Here is a 15,960-nt window from a genome sequence, read left to right on the forward strand (position 1 = left end):
TCAGGCAGGGGCATGGACGGTGATCCTCGCCCCAGGGCTGAACTTCTCCAGCAGTTCCGCGAGTTCGGCACCGGCCTGCTCGACGTCGGCCACCGGCATCGGGGCCAGGCTCTCCAGCAGGAAGAGCGTCGAGGTGGACTCCTCGGTGAGCCGGGTGCGCGGACCCTGACGCCAGTTCCAGCGGCGGCAGGTCACGCCGGCCTCGTCGCGCCAGACGACCTCGCCGGTGTCCGGGTGTTCCACGGTCTCCTCACCCCCCGCGACGGTCACGAACTCCTCGTCCCCCACGGCCCGTACGAGGTGCATGGCGCCCTGGATACGGTCGAGGTCCTCGCCGCCGACCGGGATGAGATACGCGACGCTGATGGCGTTGTAGATGTCGACGAGCACGTTGATCCTGGGCAGACCGGTGTCCGACAGGGCCCGCTTGGCGAGCGCCTCCGCCGAGTTGCGGGTGCGGGACGGCTTGGCGCCGAAGGCCGTGTACACCGCGCGCCAGGCCGCCATGTGCGGATCCTCGTGCGGGGCGCGTCCCTCCAGACGGTCGGCGAGCCGGCGGGCGGCGTCGTCGAGCAGGGCGGACGTGGCCTCGGTGCTGGGGCCGCTCACGAGACCGTGGGCTTCGATCGCGACATGTGTGAAGCCGGGCGCGAGGGCACGCACCTCGTCGGACACGGTCAGGGTGGGAGTCATCGCCTGCCTCAAAGTGCGGTGGGGAGCGTCTTCCAGAGGGTCGGCCGGTCGGGTGCGGCCTTGAGCGCCCGCACCACGGCCGAGTGAGGTACAGCATACAGGACTGGATAGTCCACCTCGCTGGACTTTGCGTCGGGGGTCCAGGCGAGGCGCTCACCGTCGAGGGAGAACTGGGCGTCGACGCCCGGTTTGTTGCCGCGAGGGTCCTGACGATGCCAGGCGCCGTTGAACCGCACGGCGACCAGACCGTGCACGGCATGACCGCCGCCGTCGTCGTGCGCCAGCCGCTGGTAGCACAGGGCCGTCGGAATGTCCTCCGCCCGTAGGAGCGCCGCCAGGGCGTGGGCCTTGGCGTAGCAGATTCCGGTGCGCTGCTCCAGCACGTCGGAGGCCCGCCAGGTGACCCGCAGGTCACCGCTGTCGGCGGAGTGCGGAATGGCGTCGCGGACGTATTCGTAGGCCGCTCGCGCATAGGCATACGAGTCCTGGACATCCTCGGCAAGGCGCGCGGCGGTTTCCCGCACCAGGGGATGGTCATGGTCGATGACCTCGTCGGCGGCCAAGTACGCGGACAGGTCGGGCGTTTCCTGGATCAGCTCCATGCCCGCAGAGCATAGGAATGCGGCCACCCGAGAGTCAATGATTTTTCGGGTGACCGCATAGCTATGCAATCGACGCGCTGACGTGTCTCTGCGGCGGTCAGCGCGCCATCTCCTCCTTGAGGGCCGCCACGAACCGGTCCACGTCGTCCTCGGTCGTGTCGAACGAGCACATCCAGCGAACGTCGCCCGCGGCCTCGTTCCAGAAGTAGAAGCGGAAGCGCTTCTGCAGGCGCTCGCTCACGTCGTGCGGCAGCCGCGCGAAGACGGCGTTGGCCTGGACCGGGTGGAGGATCTCCACTCCATGGACCGCGCGCACACCCTCCGCGAGGCGCTGGGCCATCTCGTTGGCGTGGCGGGCGTTGCGCAGCCAGAGGTCCTTGGCGAGCAGGGCCTCCAACTGCACCGAGACGAAGCGCATCTTGGAGGCGAGCTGCATGGACAGCTTGCGCAGGTGCTTCATGCGGCGGACGGCGTCCTGGTTGATGACGACCACGGCCTCGCCGAACATCGCGCCGTTCTTCGTCCCGCCCAGGGACAGGATGTCCACTCCGGCCGCGTTGGTGAACGTGCGCATCGGCACGTCCAGGGAGGCGGCCGCGTTGGCTATGCGGGAGCCGTCCAGGTGCACCTTCATGCCGTGCGCGTGGGCGTGCTCGCAGATCGCGCGGATCTCGTCGGGCGTGTAGAGGGTGCCCAGTTCGGTGCTCTGGGTGATCGAGACGACCTGCGGCATCGCGCGGTGCTCGTCCTCCCAGCCGTACGCCTGCCGGTCGATCAGCTCGGGGGTGAGCTTGCCGTCCGGGGTCGGCACGGTGAGCAGCTTCAGGCCGCCCACGCGTTCCGGCGCCCCGCATTCGTCGACGTTGATGTGGGCGGACTCCGCGCAGATCACCGCACCCCAGCGGTCGGTGACCGCCTGGAGCGCGACGACGTTGGCGCCGGTGCCGTTGAAGACCGGGAAGGCCTCGGCCGTGGCACCGAAATGGCTGCGGATGATCCGCTGGAGGTTCTCGGTGTACGCGTCCTCGCCGTACGCGACCTGGTGCCCGCCGTTGGCCAGGGCCAGGGCGGCGAGCACCTCCGGGTGGGCCCCGGCGTAGTTGTCGCTGGCGAAACCGCGGACCTCCGGGTCGTGATGACGGCGCGCGTCGGTCTTGGGAGGGTTCACGGCTTCTCGGTCAGCCACAGACGGGTTCCGTTCACTTCGGGGGCGGGCTTCTCCCAGACTCCGGCGATGGCGTCGGCCAGGTCCTTGACGTCGGTGAAGCCCGCGAACTTCGCATTGGGGCGTTCGGCGCGCATCGCGTCGTGCACCAGTGCCTTGACCACCAGGATGGCAGCCGCCGACGTCAGCTCGCCCTCACCCTTCGCCTTGTTGAAGGCGTCGGCCATGGCGAGCGTCCAGGCCTCGGCGGCGGCCTTCGCGGCGGCGTAGGAGGCGTTGCCCGCGGTGGGCTTGCTCGCGCCCGCCGCGCTGATCAGGACGTACCGGCCACGGTCACTGCGCTGCAGGGCGTCGAAGAAGGCGAGCGAGGTGTGCTGCACCGTGCGGATGAGCAGCATCTCGAGCAGGTCCCAGTCGTCGAGCTTGGTCCTGGTGAAGGTCTCGCTGCCGCGCCAGCCGCCGACGAGGTGCACCACACCGTCGACCCGGCCGAAGTCCTTCTCGACGTGGGCGGCCCAGTCGCGCGTGGACTGCAGGTCGAGCAGGTCCACCGTGTCCCCGGTGACGGTGGCGCCGCCGTACGCGTAGCGGGCCGCGTCCACCGCTTCCGCGAGCCGCTCCGGGTCGTTGTCCGAGCCGACGACGGTGGCGCCCGCCTCGGCGAGCCGGAGCAGCGCCGCCCGGCCGGCCGGTCCGCCCGCGCCGGCCACCGCGATCACCGCACCGGCCAGTGGCCCGTTCCCGTTCCGCATCTTCGCCTCCTGCCGAGCGGCCTTACCGGTTCCAGGGGCGCTCACGCGGCGACCCGCTCGGCCGCCTGAGCCGTGATGCCCTTGGTCGAGGCGATCACGTTCTTGAGCTTCTTCTGCAACGCCTCATAGAACATGCTCAGCGGAAACTCGTCCGGAAGCACGTCGTCCACGAGCTTACGCGGCGGCTGCGTCAGATCGAGGGCATCGGGGCCCTTGGCCCACTTGGAGCCCGGGTGCGGGGCGAGGTAGGAGGAGACCAGCTCGTATCCGGCGAACCAGTGCACGAGCTTGGGGCGGTCGATGCCGTCCTTGTACAGCTTCTCGATCTCTGCGCACAGCTGGTTGGTGACCTGCGGGGCGCGCTCCCAGTCGATCGACAGCCTGTTGTCGGTCCAGCGGACGACGTCGTGCTTGTGCAGGTAGGCGAAGAGCAGCTGCCCGCCGAGGCCGTCGTAGTTGCGCACGCGCTCGCCGGTGACCGGGAAGCGGAACATACGGTCGAACAGCACCGCGTACTGCACGTCACGGGCCTGGGGCACACCGTCGGCCTGGAGCTTCACGGCCTCCTTGAAGGCGGTGAGGTCACAGCGCAGCTCCTCGAGGCCGTACATCCAGAACGGCTGGCGCTGCTTGATCATGAACGGGTCGAACGGCAGGTCGCCGTGGCTGTGAGTGCGGTCGTGGACCATGTCCCAGAGCACGAAGGCCTCTTCACAGCGCTTCTGGTCGTGGACCATCGCGGCGATGTCTTCGGGCAGCTCGAGGCCCAGGATGTCGACGGCGGCCGCGGTCACACGGCGGAAGCGGGCGGCCTCGCGGTCGCAGAAGATGCCGCCCCAGGAGAACCGTTCCGGCGCCTCGCGCACGGCGATGGTCTCCGGGAACAGCACGGCGGAGTTGGTGTCGTAGCCCGCCGTGAAGTCCTCGAACTTGATGCCGCAGAACAGCGGGTTGTCGTAGCGGGTGCGCTCCAGCTCGGCCAGCCAGTCGGGCCAGACCATGCGCAGCACGACCGCTTCGAGGTTGCGGTTCGGGTTGCCGTTCTGCGTGTACATCGGGAAGACGACCAGGTGCTGGAGGCCGTCCTCGCGCCTGGCGGCAGGCTGGAAGGCCAGTAGCGAGTCCAGGAAGTCGGGCACCTGGAAGCCCTCGTCGGCCCACCGGCGCAGGTCCTTCACGAGCGCCTCGTGGTAGGCGGCGTCGTGCGGCAGCAGCCGGGAGAGCTCCTCCACGGCCTGTACCGCACGGCGCACGGCGGCCTCCGCCTCCGCACGCTCCGGTGCACCCTCGGCGTCGAAGTCGATCGAACCGTCCTTGGCCTGCCATGGCCGGATCTGCTCCACGGCATCCTTGAGCACGGGCCAAGCCGGGTGGTCCACCACCCTGTCCTGCGGAGGAACCCGCTCCTCCGAACCCACCTGCACAAGAATTTCCGTCATGACCCATCCTTCACGGGAGAACCTCGCGTAAGCACACCGTATGCATACCGGGTTTCTCCCAGCAAGAGGGCAGTCGAAAAATTATCCTGTCAGACCATGCATCCACCGCTCATTTTCCTGTACGGGACGAGACAGGCGACGACTTCAGCTGAACGCTTGTTCGGCTCCCGCCCGCGGACCCGAGAGGCGACTTCCGGCCATCGGGCGTGGGGCACGGGACGGTCAACACAGGCGAGACGCGCCCACCCCGGGGTGACACCGGACCGGCCGCTCAGTCCGGTTTCGCGCCGCTCCACGCCCTCCGGGCCCCGGCACGGCCGGGTTCGGGGCGCGGCCGGGCCACTAGGCTGCGGCCGAGCCGCGCCGGTCCGGGAGCGCCGCGCGGCTGCCCGAGCCGCCGTCGACGGAAGCGAGCCGAACCTTGAACTTCCTCACCATCGGTCACCGCGGAGTGATGGGTGTCGAACCCGAGAACACCCTCCGGTCCTTCGTCGCCGCCGAACGCGCGGGCCTCGATCTGATCGAGCTCGATCTGCACCTGAGCAAGGACGGTGCTCTCGTGGTCATGCACGATGACCAGGTGGACCGTACGACCGACGGTACGGGGCCGATCGTGGAGAAGACCCTCGCCGAGCTGCGCGCGCTCGACGCGGGCCGTGGTGAGCGCGTCCCCGTCTTCGAGGAGGTCCTGGACGCGGTGAGCACACCGATCCAGGCGGAGATCAAGGACGTGGCGGCGGCACAGGCACTGGCCGAGGTGATGCACCGCCGGGACCTGGTCGGCCGGGTGGAGGTGTCCTCGTTCCACGACGAAGCGGTCAGGGAGGTCGCCCGGCTCGTGCCGGGCGTCCGCACCGCGCTGATCGCGGACCGTTACGGCACCGACGTCGTGGAGCGGGCCGTGCAGGTCGGCGCAGCGACCGTGTGCCTCGACATCCGCCGGCTGACCCTGGAGGTCGTCGAGCACGCGCGCGCGGCGGGCCTGCGGATCATCGGCTGGATCGTCAACACCCCGGAGCACCTGCGGCTCGTCCGCGCGCTCGAGCTGGACGGCGCGACCACCGACTACCCGGAGATCAGGCGCACCGGCCGCTTCACGGCGTGACCTTCACGCACACGGTCACACCAGCGGCTTGACCAGCAGCTCGAACTGAAGGTCGTCACGCTGGGGGATGCCGAAGCGCTCGTCGCCGTACGGGAAGGGGCTCATCTGTCCCGTACGGCGGTAGCCGCGCCGCTCGTACCAGGCGATGAGGTCGTCCCGGACGGAGATGACGGTCATCTGCATCTCCTTGGCGCCCCAGGTCTCGCGGGCCGCGCGCTCCGCCTCGGCGATGACCACCTTGCCGAGGCCGCCGCCCTGAAGCGTGGGGCTGACCGCGAACATGCCGAAGTAGGCGTGGTCACCACGGTGCTCGAGCTGGCAGCAGGCGATGATCGCCCCGTCGCGCTCCACGGTCAGCAGCCGGCTGTCGGGCGACTTGATCACCTCGAGCACGCCCTCCGGGTCGGTCCGCCGGCCCTCGAGGATGTCCGCCTCGGTGGTCCAGCCCACCCGGCTGGAGTCTCCGCGGTACGCCGACTCCACCAGCGCGACCAGCGCGTCGACGTCGGCCTCCGTGGCGTCGCGGAAGGTCAGACCGGTCGTGACGGTGTCAGCGGTGGCGGGGCTGTCCATTGGGATGCTTCTCCGTGTTCCGTGGCGCGGCGCGGGCATCGATGAGGGTAACCCGCCCGCTAGGCTCCCCATGCATGGTCCACGTACTGAGCAGCCGCACCCTTCTGCGCCCGGCCGATCCGGAGCGGTCCCGGGCCTTCTACGGCGGGAAACTCGGGCTCCCGGTCTACAGGGAGTTCGGTACGGGGCCCGATCGCGGGGTCGTGTACTTCCTCGGCGGCGGCTTCCTCGAGGTGGCGGGCCGCAGCGAGACCCCGCCCTCACCGGCCCTGAAGCTCTGGCTGCAGGTGCCGGACGTGGCCTTGGCGCACACGGAGCTGGCCGACGCCGGGGTCGCGATCGTGCGGCCGCCGGTGAAGGAGCCGTGGGGGCTGATCGAGATGTGGATCGAGGACCCGGACGGCACCGAGATCGTGCTCGTCGAGGTCCCGGCCGACCATCCCCTGCGGTGCCGATCCGGGACCTGATGCCGCCCGCCAGTGGTGGCCTTAGCGTGGTCAGGGGGACCGCCGTGACCGGAGGTGTCTCATGAAGCTCGATGCGCCGGTGACCGGCGGGCCCTGCTGGACGGAGCTGGGCACCAGCGATCTGGAGGCCGCCAAGCGGTTCTACACCGAGCTGTTCGGCTGGCGGCCGGAGACCGACCCGCGGCCGGAGGCGGGCGGCTACACGATCGCGCATCTGGGCGACGCGGCGGTCGCGGCCCTCGCCCCGCTCTTCCAGGAATCGCAGCCGGTCGCCTGGAACGTGACGTTCTCGGTGGCCGACGCGGACGCGGCGGCCGAAGCCGTGAGCGCGGCCGGCGGCACGGTGCTCCTCGGGCCGATGGACGTCTTCGACGCGGGCCGTTTCACGGTCGCCGGCGATCCGGGCGGCGCCGTCTTCCAGATGTGGCAGCCGCGGGCCTTCCCCGGGGCGGAGCTGCTCAACGCGCCGGGCTCGCTCGGCTGGGTGGAGCTGCTGACCCGTGTCCCCGAGCGGGTCACCGACTTCTACACGACCGTCTTCGGCTGGAGCGTGCACCCTTCCGAGCAGTACACGCAGTGGGGCCTCGACGGCGCGGACTTCGGCGGCATGGTGACGATGGGCGACCGGTTCCCGCCCGAGGTGCCGTCGCACTGGCTGCCGTACTTCGCCGTGGAGGACGTGGACGCCACGGTGCAGCTCGCGACACAGGCGGGCGCAGGCGTCCTCATGGAACCGACCTCGGTCCCGGACGGCCCGCGCATCGCCGTCCTGAAAGACCCGCAGGGCGCGGTCTTCGGCATCTACGTCGCAGGTCAGGAGGGTTAGTCCGAGTGCCTCTGGCGCTCCTCGCACACCCCCGGGCCAAGGGGCCGCGGTCGGCGGCGTGAGCGTCACCCGGTCGATGAGCGGGGCGTACTCCGAGCGCCGGCCGCGGGAGTTTCGGGTGTCGCCGTCGAGGGCCCCGTCAGCCGCGCGGTGCGCCGAGCCGGCCTTCCAGCTGGACCAGCAACTCGCCCAGCAGCTCCGCGAGTTGACGCCGGTCGTCGGTGCCGAGCCCGGACAGGACGGCGGTTTCGTACGACAGTTGCTCGGGCAGGACGGCGTCGACCAGGTCGCGGCCCGCCTCCGTCAGATGCACATGCGCCACGCGGCGGTCACGGGCGTCCCCGCGCCGCTCGACCAGGCCGCGCTCGGCGAGCTGCTTGATCCGTTTGGTGACCGCGGCACCAGAGGAGAAGGTCTCCCGGGCCAGCTCTCCGGGCGTCAGCTCGTGACCCGTGCGGCGCAGCGTGCCGAGGACGTCGAACTCCGGTCGGGTGAGCCCGGCGCGGCGCAGCGGGGCGTCCTCGGCCTGCTGGAGCAGGGCGGCGCAACGGTTGACCCGGCCGATGATCTCCATGGGTCCGGTGTCGACGTCGGGGCGGACGGCCTGCCACTGGAGCACCACGGCGGCGACGATGTCGCCCGCGACGGGCTCAGGTCCGGCCGCACCGCCCTGCGCCCGCGCCGTCCGTCCGTTCACAGCCGTCATGTCCGTGCGCCTTCCGAGGTGTGCCGTCCCTGCCGTCGTACCGTCGCGGCGAGCGCACGGTGTCCGGCCTGCTCGGCGCGCAGCACCCGCTCCTCGGGCAGAGCGCGCTGCCACCACTCGCCGGCCGCGGCGTCGGCGGTGGCGCGCAGCTCCACGAGGGTTGCGGCGAGAGCGCGGCGTGCGCTTTCCAGGGCTTCCGGCTCGGCGTGCTCCGCGGCCAGGAGCCGGGCCGCGCGCTCGCGGGCGCGGTCCACGGTGGCGAGGGCGTGGTCGAGGCGGTCGCCGGCGCGCCGGTTGGTGACGACGATCGCGGCGACGAGGCCGACCAGCGCTCCGATGAGGGTGTCCAGGACCCGATCGGCCATCAGCGCGGCGGGCTCCTGGCGGCGGGCGAATTCGGTGATGAGCAGGGCCATCGGGGTCACGCAGACGCTGCCGAGCCAGTAGTTGCGGCTGATGAGCGCCTCGGCGCCGAAGTTGAGGACGAGGCCGCACAGCACCAGGGCCAGCTGGTTGAGGTGCGCGAGCGGGGCGATGGCCGCGAAGAGCAGGACGCCGAGGAGGTTGCCGACGACGCGCTGGACGCCTCGGCGCCAGGTGAGGGTGACATTGGCCTGGTACAGCGAGGCGGCGGTGACCAGCGCCCAGTACGGGCGGCCGACGCCGAGCGCGAGGGAGACGTATCCGGCGAGGGCGCAGCCGAGGGCGGTGCGCAGGGCGATGGGGGCGAGCGGGCCGAGCCTGCGGTGCAGGGGGCGCCGCGGGCTCGCGAGTTCGGCCTCCGCGCCGAGGAGTTCGTCGGCGGTTCCGCCGAGGTCGTCCGGGAGCGGGACGCGCCTGCTGCCGCGCAGGTCCCGCGCCCAGGCGCGCAGCAGCTCGGGGTCGGTGTCGTCGGGCGCCGCGAGCGCGACCTCAGCCCGCACGACGAGCCGTGCCAGGGCGCGCCGAGATGCAGAGCCGGTGGACAGCAGCGACTGCCAGGCGGTGTGCACGGCGGCCGCGGCACCGGCCCGGGCGGCGGCCGCCCCGGTCTCGGCGAACTCGGCGGCGGCGCTCAGGGCGTGGGCGGTGGCGCGGCGCTCGGGGCCGTGCGGCCGCAGGAGGCCGGGGGCCAAGCCGACGATCCAGGACCAGGCGCCCGCCGCGGCGGCGAGAGTGAGGTGGGCGGGGAGCTGCCCCAGGGTCTGCGGAGCGAACAGGGACGCCGAGCTGACGAAGGTGAAGATCACGTTGCCGGGCGGCCCGATGCGGGTCGCGTCGCAGAGCGCCTTCTGCACCGCCGCCAGCAGAGCGCCCACGGTCACCAGGACCACGGCGTTCGTGGTGAGGGACGCGGCGACCAGGGCGACGGCGAGTCCGCCGAGCATGCCGAGGACGACCCGGACGAGAGTCAGGGCGCGGGCCGCGTACGGACGGTTGTGCGCGTAGAGGGCGCACAGCGAGCCCGCCATCGTGTAGACGGCCAGGTCGAGGCGGCCGAGGGCGAGCAGTGTCAGGTTCGGCGGTGCGACGGCGGCGACCACGCTCAGTGCGGGCTTGAACCAGATCTCCGAGGGCCTGCCGAGGCGCAGATGACCGGAGAGGGGCAAAGGGGGCACTCGGGAGGTTCGGGGGGTGACACTGCTCATGGACATAAGCTTAACAGGTGTTTTACTCGTAAACGATTGTAGGGGCGACCACCGCGACCGCCCCGGCCTGCCGGGCGATCCCCGCGCTCCCCTTGTACCCCTGTGCGCTTGGGTGCGCACCCTGCGTCACGGGCATGCCCCCGGTGACCGTCCGAGACCGTCCAGCGGGGAGGTGCGCGGTGCACGGACCGGCTTCGCCCGGGTGGCTGCTCGTGGCGCTGTGCGCGGCGACCGGGGCCTACTGTCTGCTGCGGATGCGCAGCACCGTCGAAGAACAGCGCCGGGCCGCGGGCGGCGAGGCGCTGATGGGGTTCGGCATGGCGGTGATGGCCGTGCCCGCTGCGGTCGCCGTGCCGCCGCGCACCGTGTGGATCACCTACGCCGTGGTCTTCGCCGGGGCGGCCGTGCGGGCCCTGTGGGAGGCCCGGCGCGGCGCCCACCATCTGCACCATCTGATAGGCGCGTGCGCCATGGTCTACATGGCGGCGGCGATGGCCGCCTCGCACGGACACCACACGCACGGCGGCGTATCGCTGCTGACCGGGACACTGCTGCTGTACTTCACGGTCTATGTGTTGTGGTCCGGAGTACGGCTGGTGCCCGCGGTGGCGGTGGCCGCGGCCGGGGGCGCGCCGGGCACGGGCTGGGGCGACCGGCCCGAACTCGCGCGTGCCTGCCGCCTGTCCATGGCGATCGCGATGCTGGCGATGCTCCTCACGCTGTGACCCGGGCTCCGGGCGGGGCCGGGCATCAGGTCGGCGGTGGGACAGGACGCCGCACAACCGTGGTGTGCGTCACTTTGCCGCGACAGTACGTAGGCCGTGCCCCCGACCGGCTCATAGGCTTCGGCCCATGATGGTCCCCGCGGCACTGCTGCTGCTCGGCGCGCTGACCGCCGTCCTCGCTCCACGGCTGCTCGCCCGGGCGGACTGGCCGGACCGCGAACCGGTGGTCGCCCTGTGGGTGTGGCAGTGCGTGGTGGCGGCGGTCCTGGTGTGCTGTGTGCTGTCGATGACGCTGAGCGCGGCCGCCGCGTGGGAGGCCGTCCGGGGCCATGTGTTCGCCCCCGCCCCGCACTCGGTCGTGGCCGCGTACGCGCTGAGCACGGGGAGCCCCTGGGCCGCGACGACCGCGGTGGCGCTGGCGTGCGGCGGCGTGTGGAGCGCGGCGATGCTGGTCCGGGAGGTCTCCCGGGCACGGGCGCGCCGTCGGCACAGCCGCACCGAACTGCTGGTGCGGGCCCCGCTGTTGCCCGGCGAGGAACCGCGCGGCGACCGACTGGTGGTGCTGGAGGGGGAGCGCCCGGACGCCTGGTGGCTACCCGGACCGGCACCCCGACTGGTCGTCACCACGGCCGCGTTGCGCCGGCTCAAGGGCAGGCAGCTGGATGCGGTGCTCGCCCATGAGCAGGGCCACGCGCGGGCCCGGCACCACTGGCTGCTGCACTCCTCGGCCGCGCTGGCCAACGGGTTCCCCCAGGTGCCCGTCTTCGCCGCGTTCCGCGACGAGATGCACCGGCTGGTCGAACTCGCCGCCGACGACATGGCCTCGCGCCGCCACGGCCGCCTCACCACCGCGCTCGCGCTGGTGGAACTCAATGAGGACCGTGGCGTGTTCGGGCCCTGCCCCACCCCGCAGGCCCACGTTCCGCAGCGTGTGCACCGCCTCCTCACTCCCCCGGACCGGCTTCCGGCGGCGCGGCGGCTGCGGCTGACGGCGACCGCGGCGCTGGTCCCGGTGATTCCGGTGCTGGTGGCGTTCGTGCCGGGGCTGCGCGCACTCGGGTAGTCACGGCAGGCTCCCGGCGGCCCGGACTTGACCCATGGCCGCACGTGTCGGCGAGGATCACGGTATGCACCCCGTGCCCGTCGACTCACCGCCCCGCCCTCCGGCCCCGCGGACCGCGGCGCTCGTCGCCGTCGCCCTCGTCGCCTCGTCAGTGCTGCTCCTGGTGCTGGTCGCCGTCTCCTGGCGGCCGCTCATGACACTCGACGGCGACATCGCGACCACGACGCACCGCTGGGCGGTCGAACACCGCGGAATCACGCACGCGTCCCGCATCCTCACGGACTGGGTGTGGGACCCCCAGACCATGCGCGCCCTGTGCGCGGCCGCCGTGGTCTGGCTACTGTGGCGGCGCAGAACATGGTGGCTCGCGCTGTGGGTGGCGGCCACGTGCGCGCTCGCGACGCTGGCGCAGAACGGCCTCAAGGCGGCTGTCGGCCGCCCCCGCCCGGTGTGGCCGAATCCCGTCGACTCCGCGCACTACGCGGCCTTCCCCTCCGGTCACGCCATGACGGCGACCGTGGTGTGCGGACTGCTGCTGTGGCTCCTGCACCGCCACGGCGCCGGGCGCCTGTTGTGGCGTACGGCGCTCACGGTGGCCGTGGTCTCGGTCGTGGGCGTCGGGCTGACGCGTGTCTGGCTGGGCGTGCACTGGCCGTCGGACGTGCTGGGCGGCTGGCTGCTGGGGGCCCTGCTGGTCGCGCTCGCGGTGGCGTCGTACGAACGGTGGTGCCAAGGGGAGGAAGCGCCGGTCCGGCGCGAACGGCGTCCTTGACCGTGAGCGGAGTGTCACGAAGGATCGGCCCCATGGCGATCAAAGGCGTGCTCTTCGACTTCTCCGGGACCCTCTTCCGCATCGAGTCGACCGAGTCGTGGCTGCGCGCGGTGCTCGCGGAGGCCGACGTGACGCTGCCCGAAAGGGAGTTGCTGCGGCTGGCGGGGCAACTGGAGGCCGCGGGCGCGCTGGCGGGCGGAGCCTCCCCCACGGGGCCGCTGCCGGACGACCTGGCCGCCCTGTGGGCGGTGCGGGACCGCAGCGCCGAGGCGCACCGGGCCGCGTACACCGGGCTCTCCCGCAGGGTGGGACTGCCGGACGCGCGGCTGCACGACGCGCTGTACGACCGTCATATGACGCCCGCCGCCTGGCGGCCCTACCCCGACACGGTCGAGGTGCTGGCCGCGCTGCGCGAGCGCGGGGTGGCCGTCGGCGTGGTCAGCAACATCGGCTGGGACCTGCGGCCGGTCTTCCGCGAGCACGGCGTCGACGGGTATGTGGACGCGTACGTGCTGTCGTACGAACACGGCATCCAGAAGCCGGACACCCGGCTGTTCGGGCTCGCCTGCGACGCGCTCGGCGTCGCCCCGCAGGACACGCTGATGGTCGGCGACGACCGCCGCGCCGACGGCGGCGCGGCGGACCTGGGCTGCGCGGTGTACTTCGTGGACCACCGCACCGTGGCCGAGCGCCCGGAGGGGCTCCGCCCGGTGCTGGGCCTGATCGACTGAGCGGGGCGCGCGCCTTCCGCCGTCAGCTCTCGTAGCCCTCGACCTGTGACGCCGGGCGGACCTGTGCCTCGTCCGGGTTCTCTCCGAACTCGGCCTTCGCGCGGCGCTGGCGCAGCAGGTCCCAGCACTGGTCCAGGGCGCGTTCCAGCTCGCCGAGGCGCTCCTGTTCCGTCGTACTGTCGATGCGGCCGGACGACACCGCCTCCCGCAGAGCGCGCTCCTCCTCCACCATGGCCGAAATCCTGCCCAGGATCTGGTCCTGATCCATGTCTGTACGCCTCCTCGGTGACTGCTGACCACTCTAGGGAGCGTTCACCGGCTGTGCGACACCGGTGGCGGGAGAGGAGAAGTGCGCGCCTGCCCTGGACCATCCCCCGTGTGGCCCGGGGCAGGCGCCGTCCGGGGCCGACCTGCGAGGCGCGGTCCCGGGACCCACTGAGTATAGTTGGCTGGCAGCCAGTCAACGCAGGAGTCCAGGATGTCGCCGCGCAGCGCCTCGGTCAATGAAGAATTGCGGCGGCGTTCCCGCGAGCGGCTTCTGCACGCAGCCGTCGAACTGGTCAGCGAGCGCGGCTACGACGCGACCACCCTCGGCGACATCGCGGACCGCGCCGGCTCCGCGCGGGGCCTGGTGTCGTACTACTTCCCCGGCAAGCGGCAGCTCCTCCAGTCGGCCGTGCACCGGCTGATGCACCGCACCCTGGAGGAGGCGCTGGAGCGCGAGCCGCGCACGGAGGACGGCCGGGAGCGGATGGCGCGGGCCATCGACGCGATCCTGGGCCTGACCGTGCACCACCCCGTGCTGATGCGGCAGCACATGGCGGGGATCCTCCAGGCCGAGGGGTTCGTGCAGTGTCCCGAGCAGCAGCGGCTGGCGGAGCTGCTGCGGGACACGGTCGCACGGCACGGCTCGGCGGCCCCCGAGACCGACTACCCGATGCTTCGGGCCCTGCTGATGGGCGCGGTCTACGCGGCGCTGGTGCCGGGCGTTCCCATGCCGCTTGCCGTCCTGCGGGCCGAGTTGTTCAAGCGGTACGGCCTCGCCTGGGAGATGGGTGCCCCGCCGACCCCCGAGGGGGCCGACGAGGCCTACGACGCAGATCTGTCGCGGTTCTTCGCGACGGAGGACCGCCCGCCTCAGAGCAGCCGTCAGCCGAAGTAGTCCGGCTGCGTCTGGACGTTCAGCTCACCGAGCCGGACCCGCTGCGCGGGGTCCGTGCGGCGGTCGGTCAGCTTCAGGACGTCGAACCCCTTGGCGATGTCGTTCGAGTAGATGTACCCGTTGTAGTAGTACGCCGACCAGGAGCCGCCGACGGTGAGGGTGTCCGTGGTGAGCGGTCCGCGCTCGAAGTAGGCGATCTCCTCGGGGTGCGCGGAGTCGGTGAAGTCCCAGACGGAGACACCGCCCTGGTACCAGGCCTGGACCATGAGGTCGCGGCCCTTGACCGGGATCAGCGACCCGTTGTGGGCGACGCAGTTCTCGGTGTCCGCCTGGTGGCGCGGGATCTTGTAGTAGCCGCGGAAGACGAGCTTGCGGCTCTCGCCCTTGCCGACGATGTCGTAGATGCCGTCGGCGCCGCGGTTCGGGCCGGTCTGCGCGTTGCAGGTGGCTCCGCCGCCTCCGCCCAGCTCGTCGGTGAAGACGACCTTGTCCGCCTTCTGGTTGAAGGTGGCCGAGTGCCAGAACGCGAAGTTCACGTTGTCCTGGACCCGGTCGATGACCTTCGGATGCTCCGGGTCCTTGACGGACATCAGGATGCCGTCGCCCATGCAGGCGCCCGCCGCGAGGTCCTTGGAGGGCAGCACGGTGATGTCGTGGCAGCCGGTGGTCTTGGAGACGCCCGGGTTGGTGGGTGCGCCGGGGTTGCCGCCGCCGTCCGGTCCTTCACCGGGGAAGAGCACCGGGAAGCTCACCACCGCGGCCTTCTCGGGCGCCTTGCGCGGCACCTTGATGACCGAGATGCCGTCGTGCGGCGGCTGGCAGTCGGGGAACGTGCTGCTGGGCGAGTACGAGGAGACGTAGATGTAGACGTTGTCGCGCTTCGGCACCAGCGAGTGCGTGTGCGAGCCGCAGGCGGTCTCGACGGCGGCGACATACCTGGGGTTCTTCTTGTCGGTGATGTCGAAGACCTTCATGCCCTCCCAGGACGACTTCTCGGTCGCGGGCTGCGTGGTGCTGTTGCAACTGCTGTCGCTGCGCGAGGAGTCGGTGGACAGGAAGAGCAGATTGCCGGAGACGGAGACGTCGTTCTGCGAGCCGGGGCACAGGACCTGGGCGACCGTCTTCGGGGCCTTGGGGTCGGCGATGTCGAAGATGCGGAAGCCGTCGTAGTTGCCGGCGAAGGCGTATCTGCCCTGGAACGCCAGGTCCGAGTTGAAGCCGGGGAGCGCGTCCTTGGGGATGTTGGCCAGATGCCGGACGTTGGCGGAGTGGACGATCTCGTCCCGGCCGGGTATCTCGCCGTCCGCGATCGCCTTCCTCGCCTGGGTCTCGGTGCTCTTGGACACCTCGCGGGAGGCGGGGACGTCTCCGGGGTCCGGGGTGGCGGCCGCGGGTTGGGCCGTGAGCAGTGCGGCCAGGAGTCCGGCCGCGACGGCGCCGACTCCCAGGCGTCTGCGCCGCGTTCGGTGGTCGTGGGACAGGGTCACTGTGTCCTCCCTGGTAGCCGTTCGGGCTTGAACGGTTCACGGACCTCCGAAGTATCGTCTTTCT

18 protein-coding genes are annotated in these 15,960 nt (G+C 71.5%); 8 read left to right on the top strand and 10 right to left on the bottom strand.

Annotation, left to right across the window (positions count from 1 at the left end; all coding sequences use genetic code 11):
* From SY2F82_RS18180 to SY2F82_RS18200, 5 genes are all read right to left on the bottom strand, one after another.
* A complete protein-coding gene (locus tag SY2F82_RS18180; protein WP_200420150.1) occupies positions 1-693 on the bottom strand; it encodes a B3/4 domain-containing protein in 693 nt (230 codons plus the stop codon).
* A gap of 8 nt (positions 694-701) precedes the next feature.
* Complete coding sequence (locus tag SY2F82_RS18185; RefSeq protein WP_200420151.1) at positions 702-1,295, bottom strand: transglutaminase domain-containing protein; 594 nt, start codon at positions 1,293-1,295, stop codon at positions 702-704.
* A gap of 97 nt (positions 1,296-1,392) precedes the next feature.
* Positions 1,393-2,463, bottom strand: coding sequence for a low specificity L-threonine aldolase (locus tag SY2F82_RS18190; protein ID WP_200420152.1), 1,071 nt, complete (start codon positions 2,461-2,463; stop codon positions 1,393-1,395).
* Positions 2,460-3,212 (bottom strand): SDR family NAD(P)-dependent oxidoreductase, encoded by a 753-nt coding sequence (locus tag SY2F82_RS18195; RefSeq protein ID WP_200420153.1) that lies wholly within the window; start codon positions 3,210-3,212, stop codon positions 2,460-2,462. Before SY2F82_RS18195 ends, SY2F82_RS18190 begins: the two co-directional genes overlap by 4 nt.
* 41 nt (positions 3,213-3,253) lie before the next feature.
* On the bottom strand, positions 3,254-4,651 hold the full coding sequence (locus SY2F82_RS18200; protein WP_200420154.1) for a DUF6421 family protein: 1,398 nt from the start codon (positions 4,649-4,651) through the stop codon (positions 3,254-3,256).
* A gap of 421 nt (positions 4,652-5,072) precedes the next feature.
* Between SY2F82_RS18200 and SY2F82_RS18205 the strand changes: the two genes are divergently transcribed.
* Entirely contained in the window at positions 5,073-5,756 is a 684-nt protein-coding gene (locus SY2F82_RS18205; RefSeq protein WP_200420155.1) for a glycerophosphodiester phosphodiesterase family protein, read from the top strand.
* Positions 5,757-5,771: 15 nt separating this feature from the next.
* Here the strand turns inward: SY2F82_RS18205 and SY2F82_RS18210 are convergent, their stop codons facing one another.
* Positions 5,772-6,329: a GNAT family N-acetyltransferase gene (locus SY2F82_RS18210; protein WP_200420156.1), complete on the bottom strand. Its 558-nt coding sequence runs from the start codon at positions 6,327-6,329 to the stop codon at positions 5,772-5,774.
* Between the two features lie 74 nt (positions 6,330-6,403).
* Between SY2F82_RS18210 and SY2F82_RS18215 the strand changes: the two genes are divergently transcribed.
* Positions 6,404-6,796: a VOC family protein gene (locus SY2F82_RS18215; RefSeq protein ID WP_200420157.1), complete on the top strand. Its 393-nt coding sequence runs from the start codon at positions 6,404-6,406 to the stop codon at positions 6,794-6,796.
* 61 nt (positions 6,797-6,857) lie between these two features.
* Positions 6,858-7,622 (top strand): VOC family protein, encoded by a 765-nt coding sequence (locus SY2F82_RS18220; RefSeq protein ID WP_200420158.1) that lies wholly within the window; start codon positions 6,858-6,860, stop codon positions 7,620-7,622.
* 139 nt (positions 7,623-7,761) lie between these two features.
* Here the strand turns inward: SY2F82_RS18220 and SY2F82_RS18225 are convergent, their stop codons facing one another.
* Positions 7,762-8,328: a MarR family winged helix-turn-helix transcriptional regulator gene (locus tag SY2F82_RS18225; protein WP_200420159.1), complete on the bottom strand. Its 567-nt coding sequence runs from the start codon at positions 8,326-8,328 to the stop codon at positions 7,762-7,764.
* Positions 8,325-9,956 carry an FUSC family protein gene (locus SY2F82_RS18230; protein ID WP_236041601.1) on the bottom strand — a complete coding sequence of 544 codons (1,632 nt, stop codon included), beginning with the start codon at positions 9,954-9,956 and terminating at the stop codon, positions 8,325-8,327. The genes SY2F82_RS18225 and SY2F82_RS18230 overlap by 4 nt, the downstream gene beginning before the upstream one ends.
* Positions 9,957-10,135: 179 nt before the next feature.
* Here SY2F82_RS18230 and SY2F82_RS18235 point away from each other — a divergent pair, with 179 nt between their 5' ends.
* The 4 genes from SY2F82_RS18235 to SY2F82_RS18250 all read left to right on the top strand — a co-directional run bounded on the left by SY2F82_RS18235 (position 10,136) and on the right by SY2F82_RS18250 (position 13,247).
* Complete coding sequence (locus SY2F82_RS18235; protein ID WP_200420161.1) at positions 10,136-10,681, top strand: DUF5134 domain-containing protein; 546 nt, start codon at positions 10,136-10,138, stop codon at positions 10,679-10,681.
* A gap of 127 nt (positions 10,682-10,808) precedes the next feature.
* On the top strand, positions 10,809-11,744 hold the full coding sequence (locus tag SY2F82_RS18240) for a M56 family metallopeptidase (RefSeq protein WP_200420162.1): 936 nt from the start codon (positions 10,809-10,811) through the stop codon (positions 11,742-11,744).
* Between the two features lie 64 nt (positions 11,745-11,808).
* Entirely contained in the window at positions 11,809-12,516 is a 708-nt protein-coding gene (locus SY2F82_RS18245; protein ID WP_200420569.1) for a phosphatase PAP2 family protein, read from the top strand.
* 32 nt (positions 12,517-12,548) lie between these two features.
* On the top strand, positions 12,549-13,247 hold the full coding sequence (locus tag SY2F82_RS18250; RefSeq protein ID WP_200420163.1) for an HAD family hydrolase: 699 nt from the start codon (positions 12,549-12,551) through the stop codon (positions 13,245-13,247).
* Positions 13,248-13,269: 22 nt separating this feature from the next.
* On the opposite strand, the gene SY2F82_RS18255 is transcribed toward SY2F82_RS18250, so the two are convergent.
* Positions 13,270-13,515 carry a DUF2630 family protein gene (locus SY2F82_RS18255; protein WP_200420164.1) on the bottom strand — a complete coding sequence of 82 codons (246 nt, stop codon included), beginning with the start codon at positions 13,513-13,515 and terminating at the stop codon, positions 13,270-13,272.
* A 210-nt stretch (positions 13,516-13,725) separates the two neighbouring features.
* On the opposite strand from SY2F82_RS18255, the gene SY2F82_RS18260 reads away from it, so the two are divergent.
* Positions 13,726-14,409 carry a TetR/AcrR family transcriptional regulator gene (locus SY2F82_RS18260; protein ID WP_200420165.1) on the top strand — a complete coding sequence of 228 codons (684 nt, stop codon included), beginning with the start codon at positions 13,726-13,728 and terminating at the stop codon, positions 14,407-14,409.
* Here the strand turns inward: SY2F82_RS18260 and SY2F82_RS18265 are convergent.
* Positions 14,397-15,896: an LVIVD repeat-containing protein gene (locus tag SY2F82_RS18265; RefSeq protein ID WP_200420166.1), complete on the bottom strand. Its 1,500-nt coding sequence runs from the start codon at positions 15,894-15,896 to the stop codon at positions 14,397-14,399. The genes SY2F82_RS18260 and SY2F82_RS18265 overlap by 13 nt on opposite strands.
* Between the last annotated feature and the right edge of the window lie 64 nt (positions 15,897-15,960).

Origin of the sequence: Streptomyces sp. Y2F8-2, assembly GCF_014905555.1 — a bacterium.
Classification (GTDB): Bacteria; Actinomycetota; Actinomycetes; order Streptomycetales; family Streptomycetaceae; genus Streptomyces; species Streptomyces cynarae.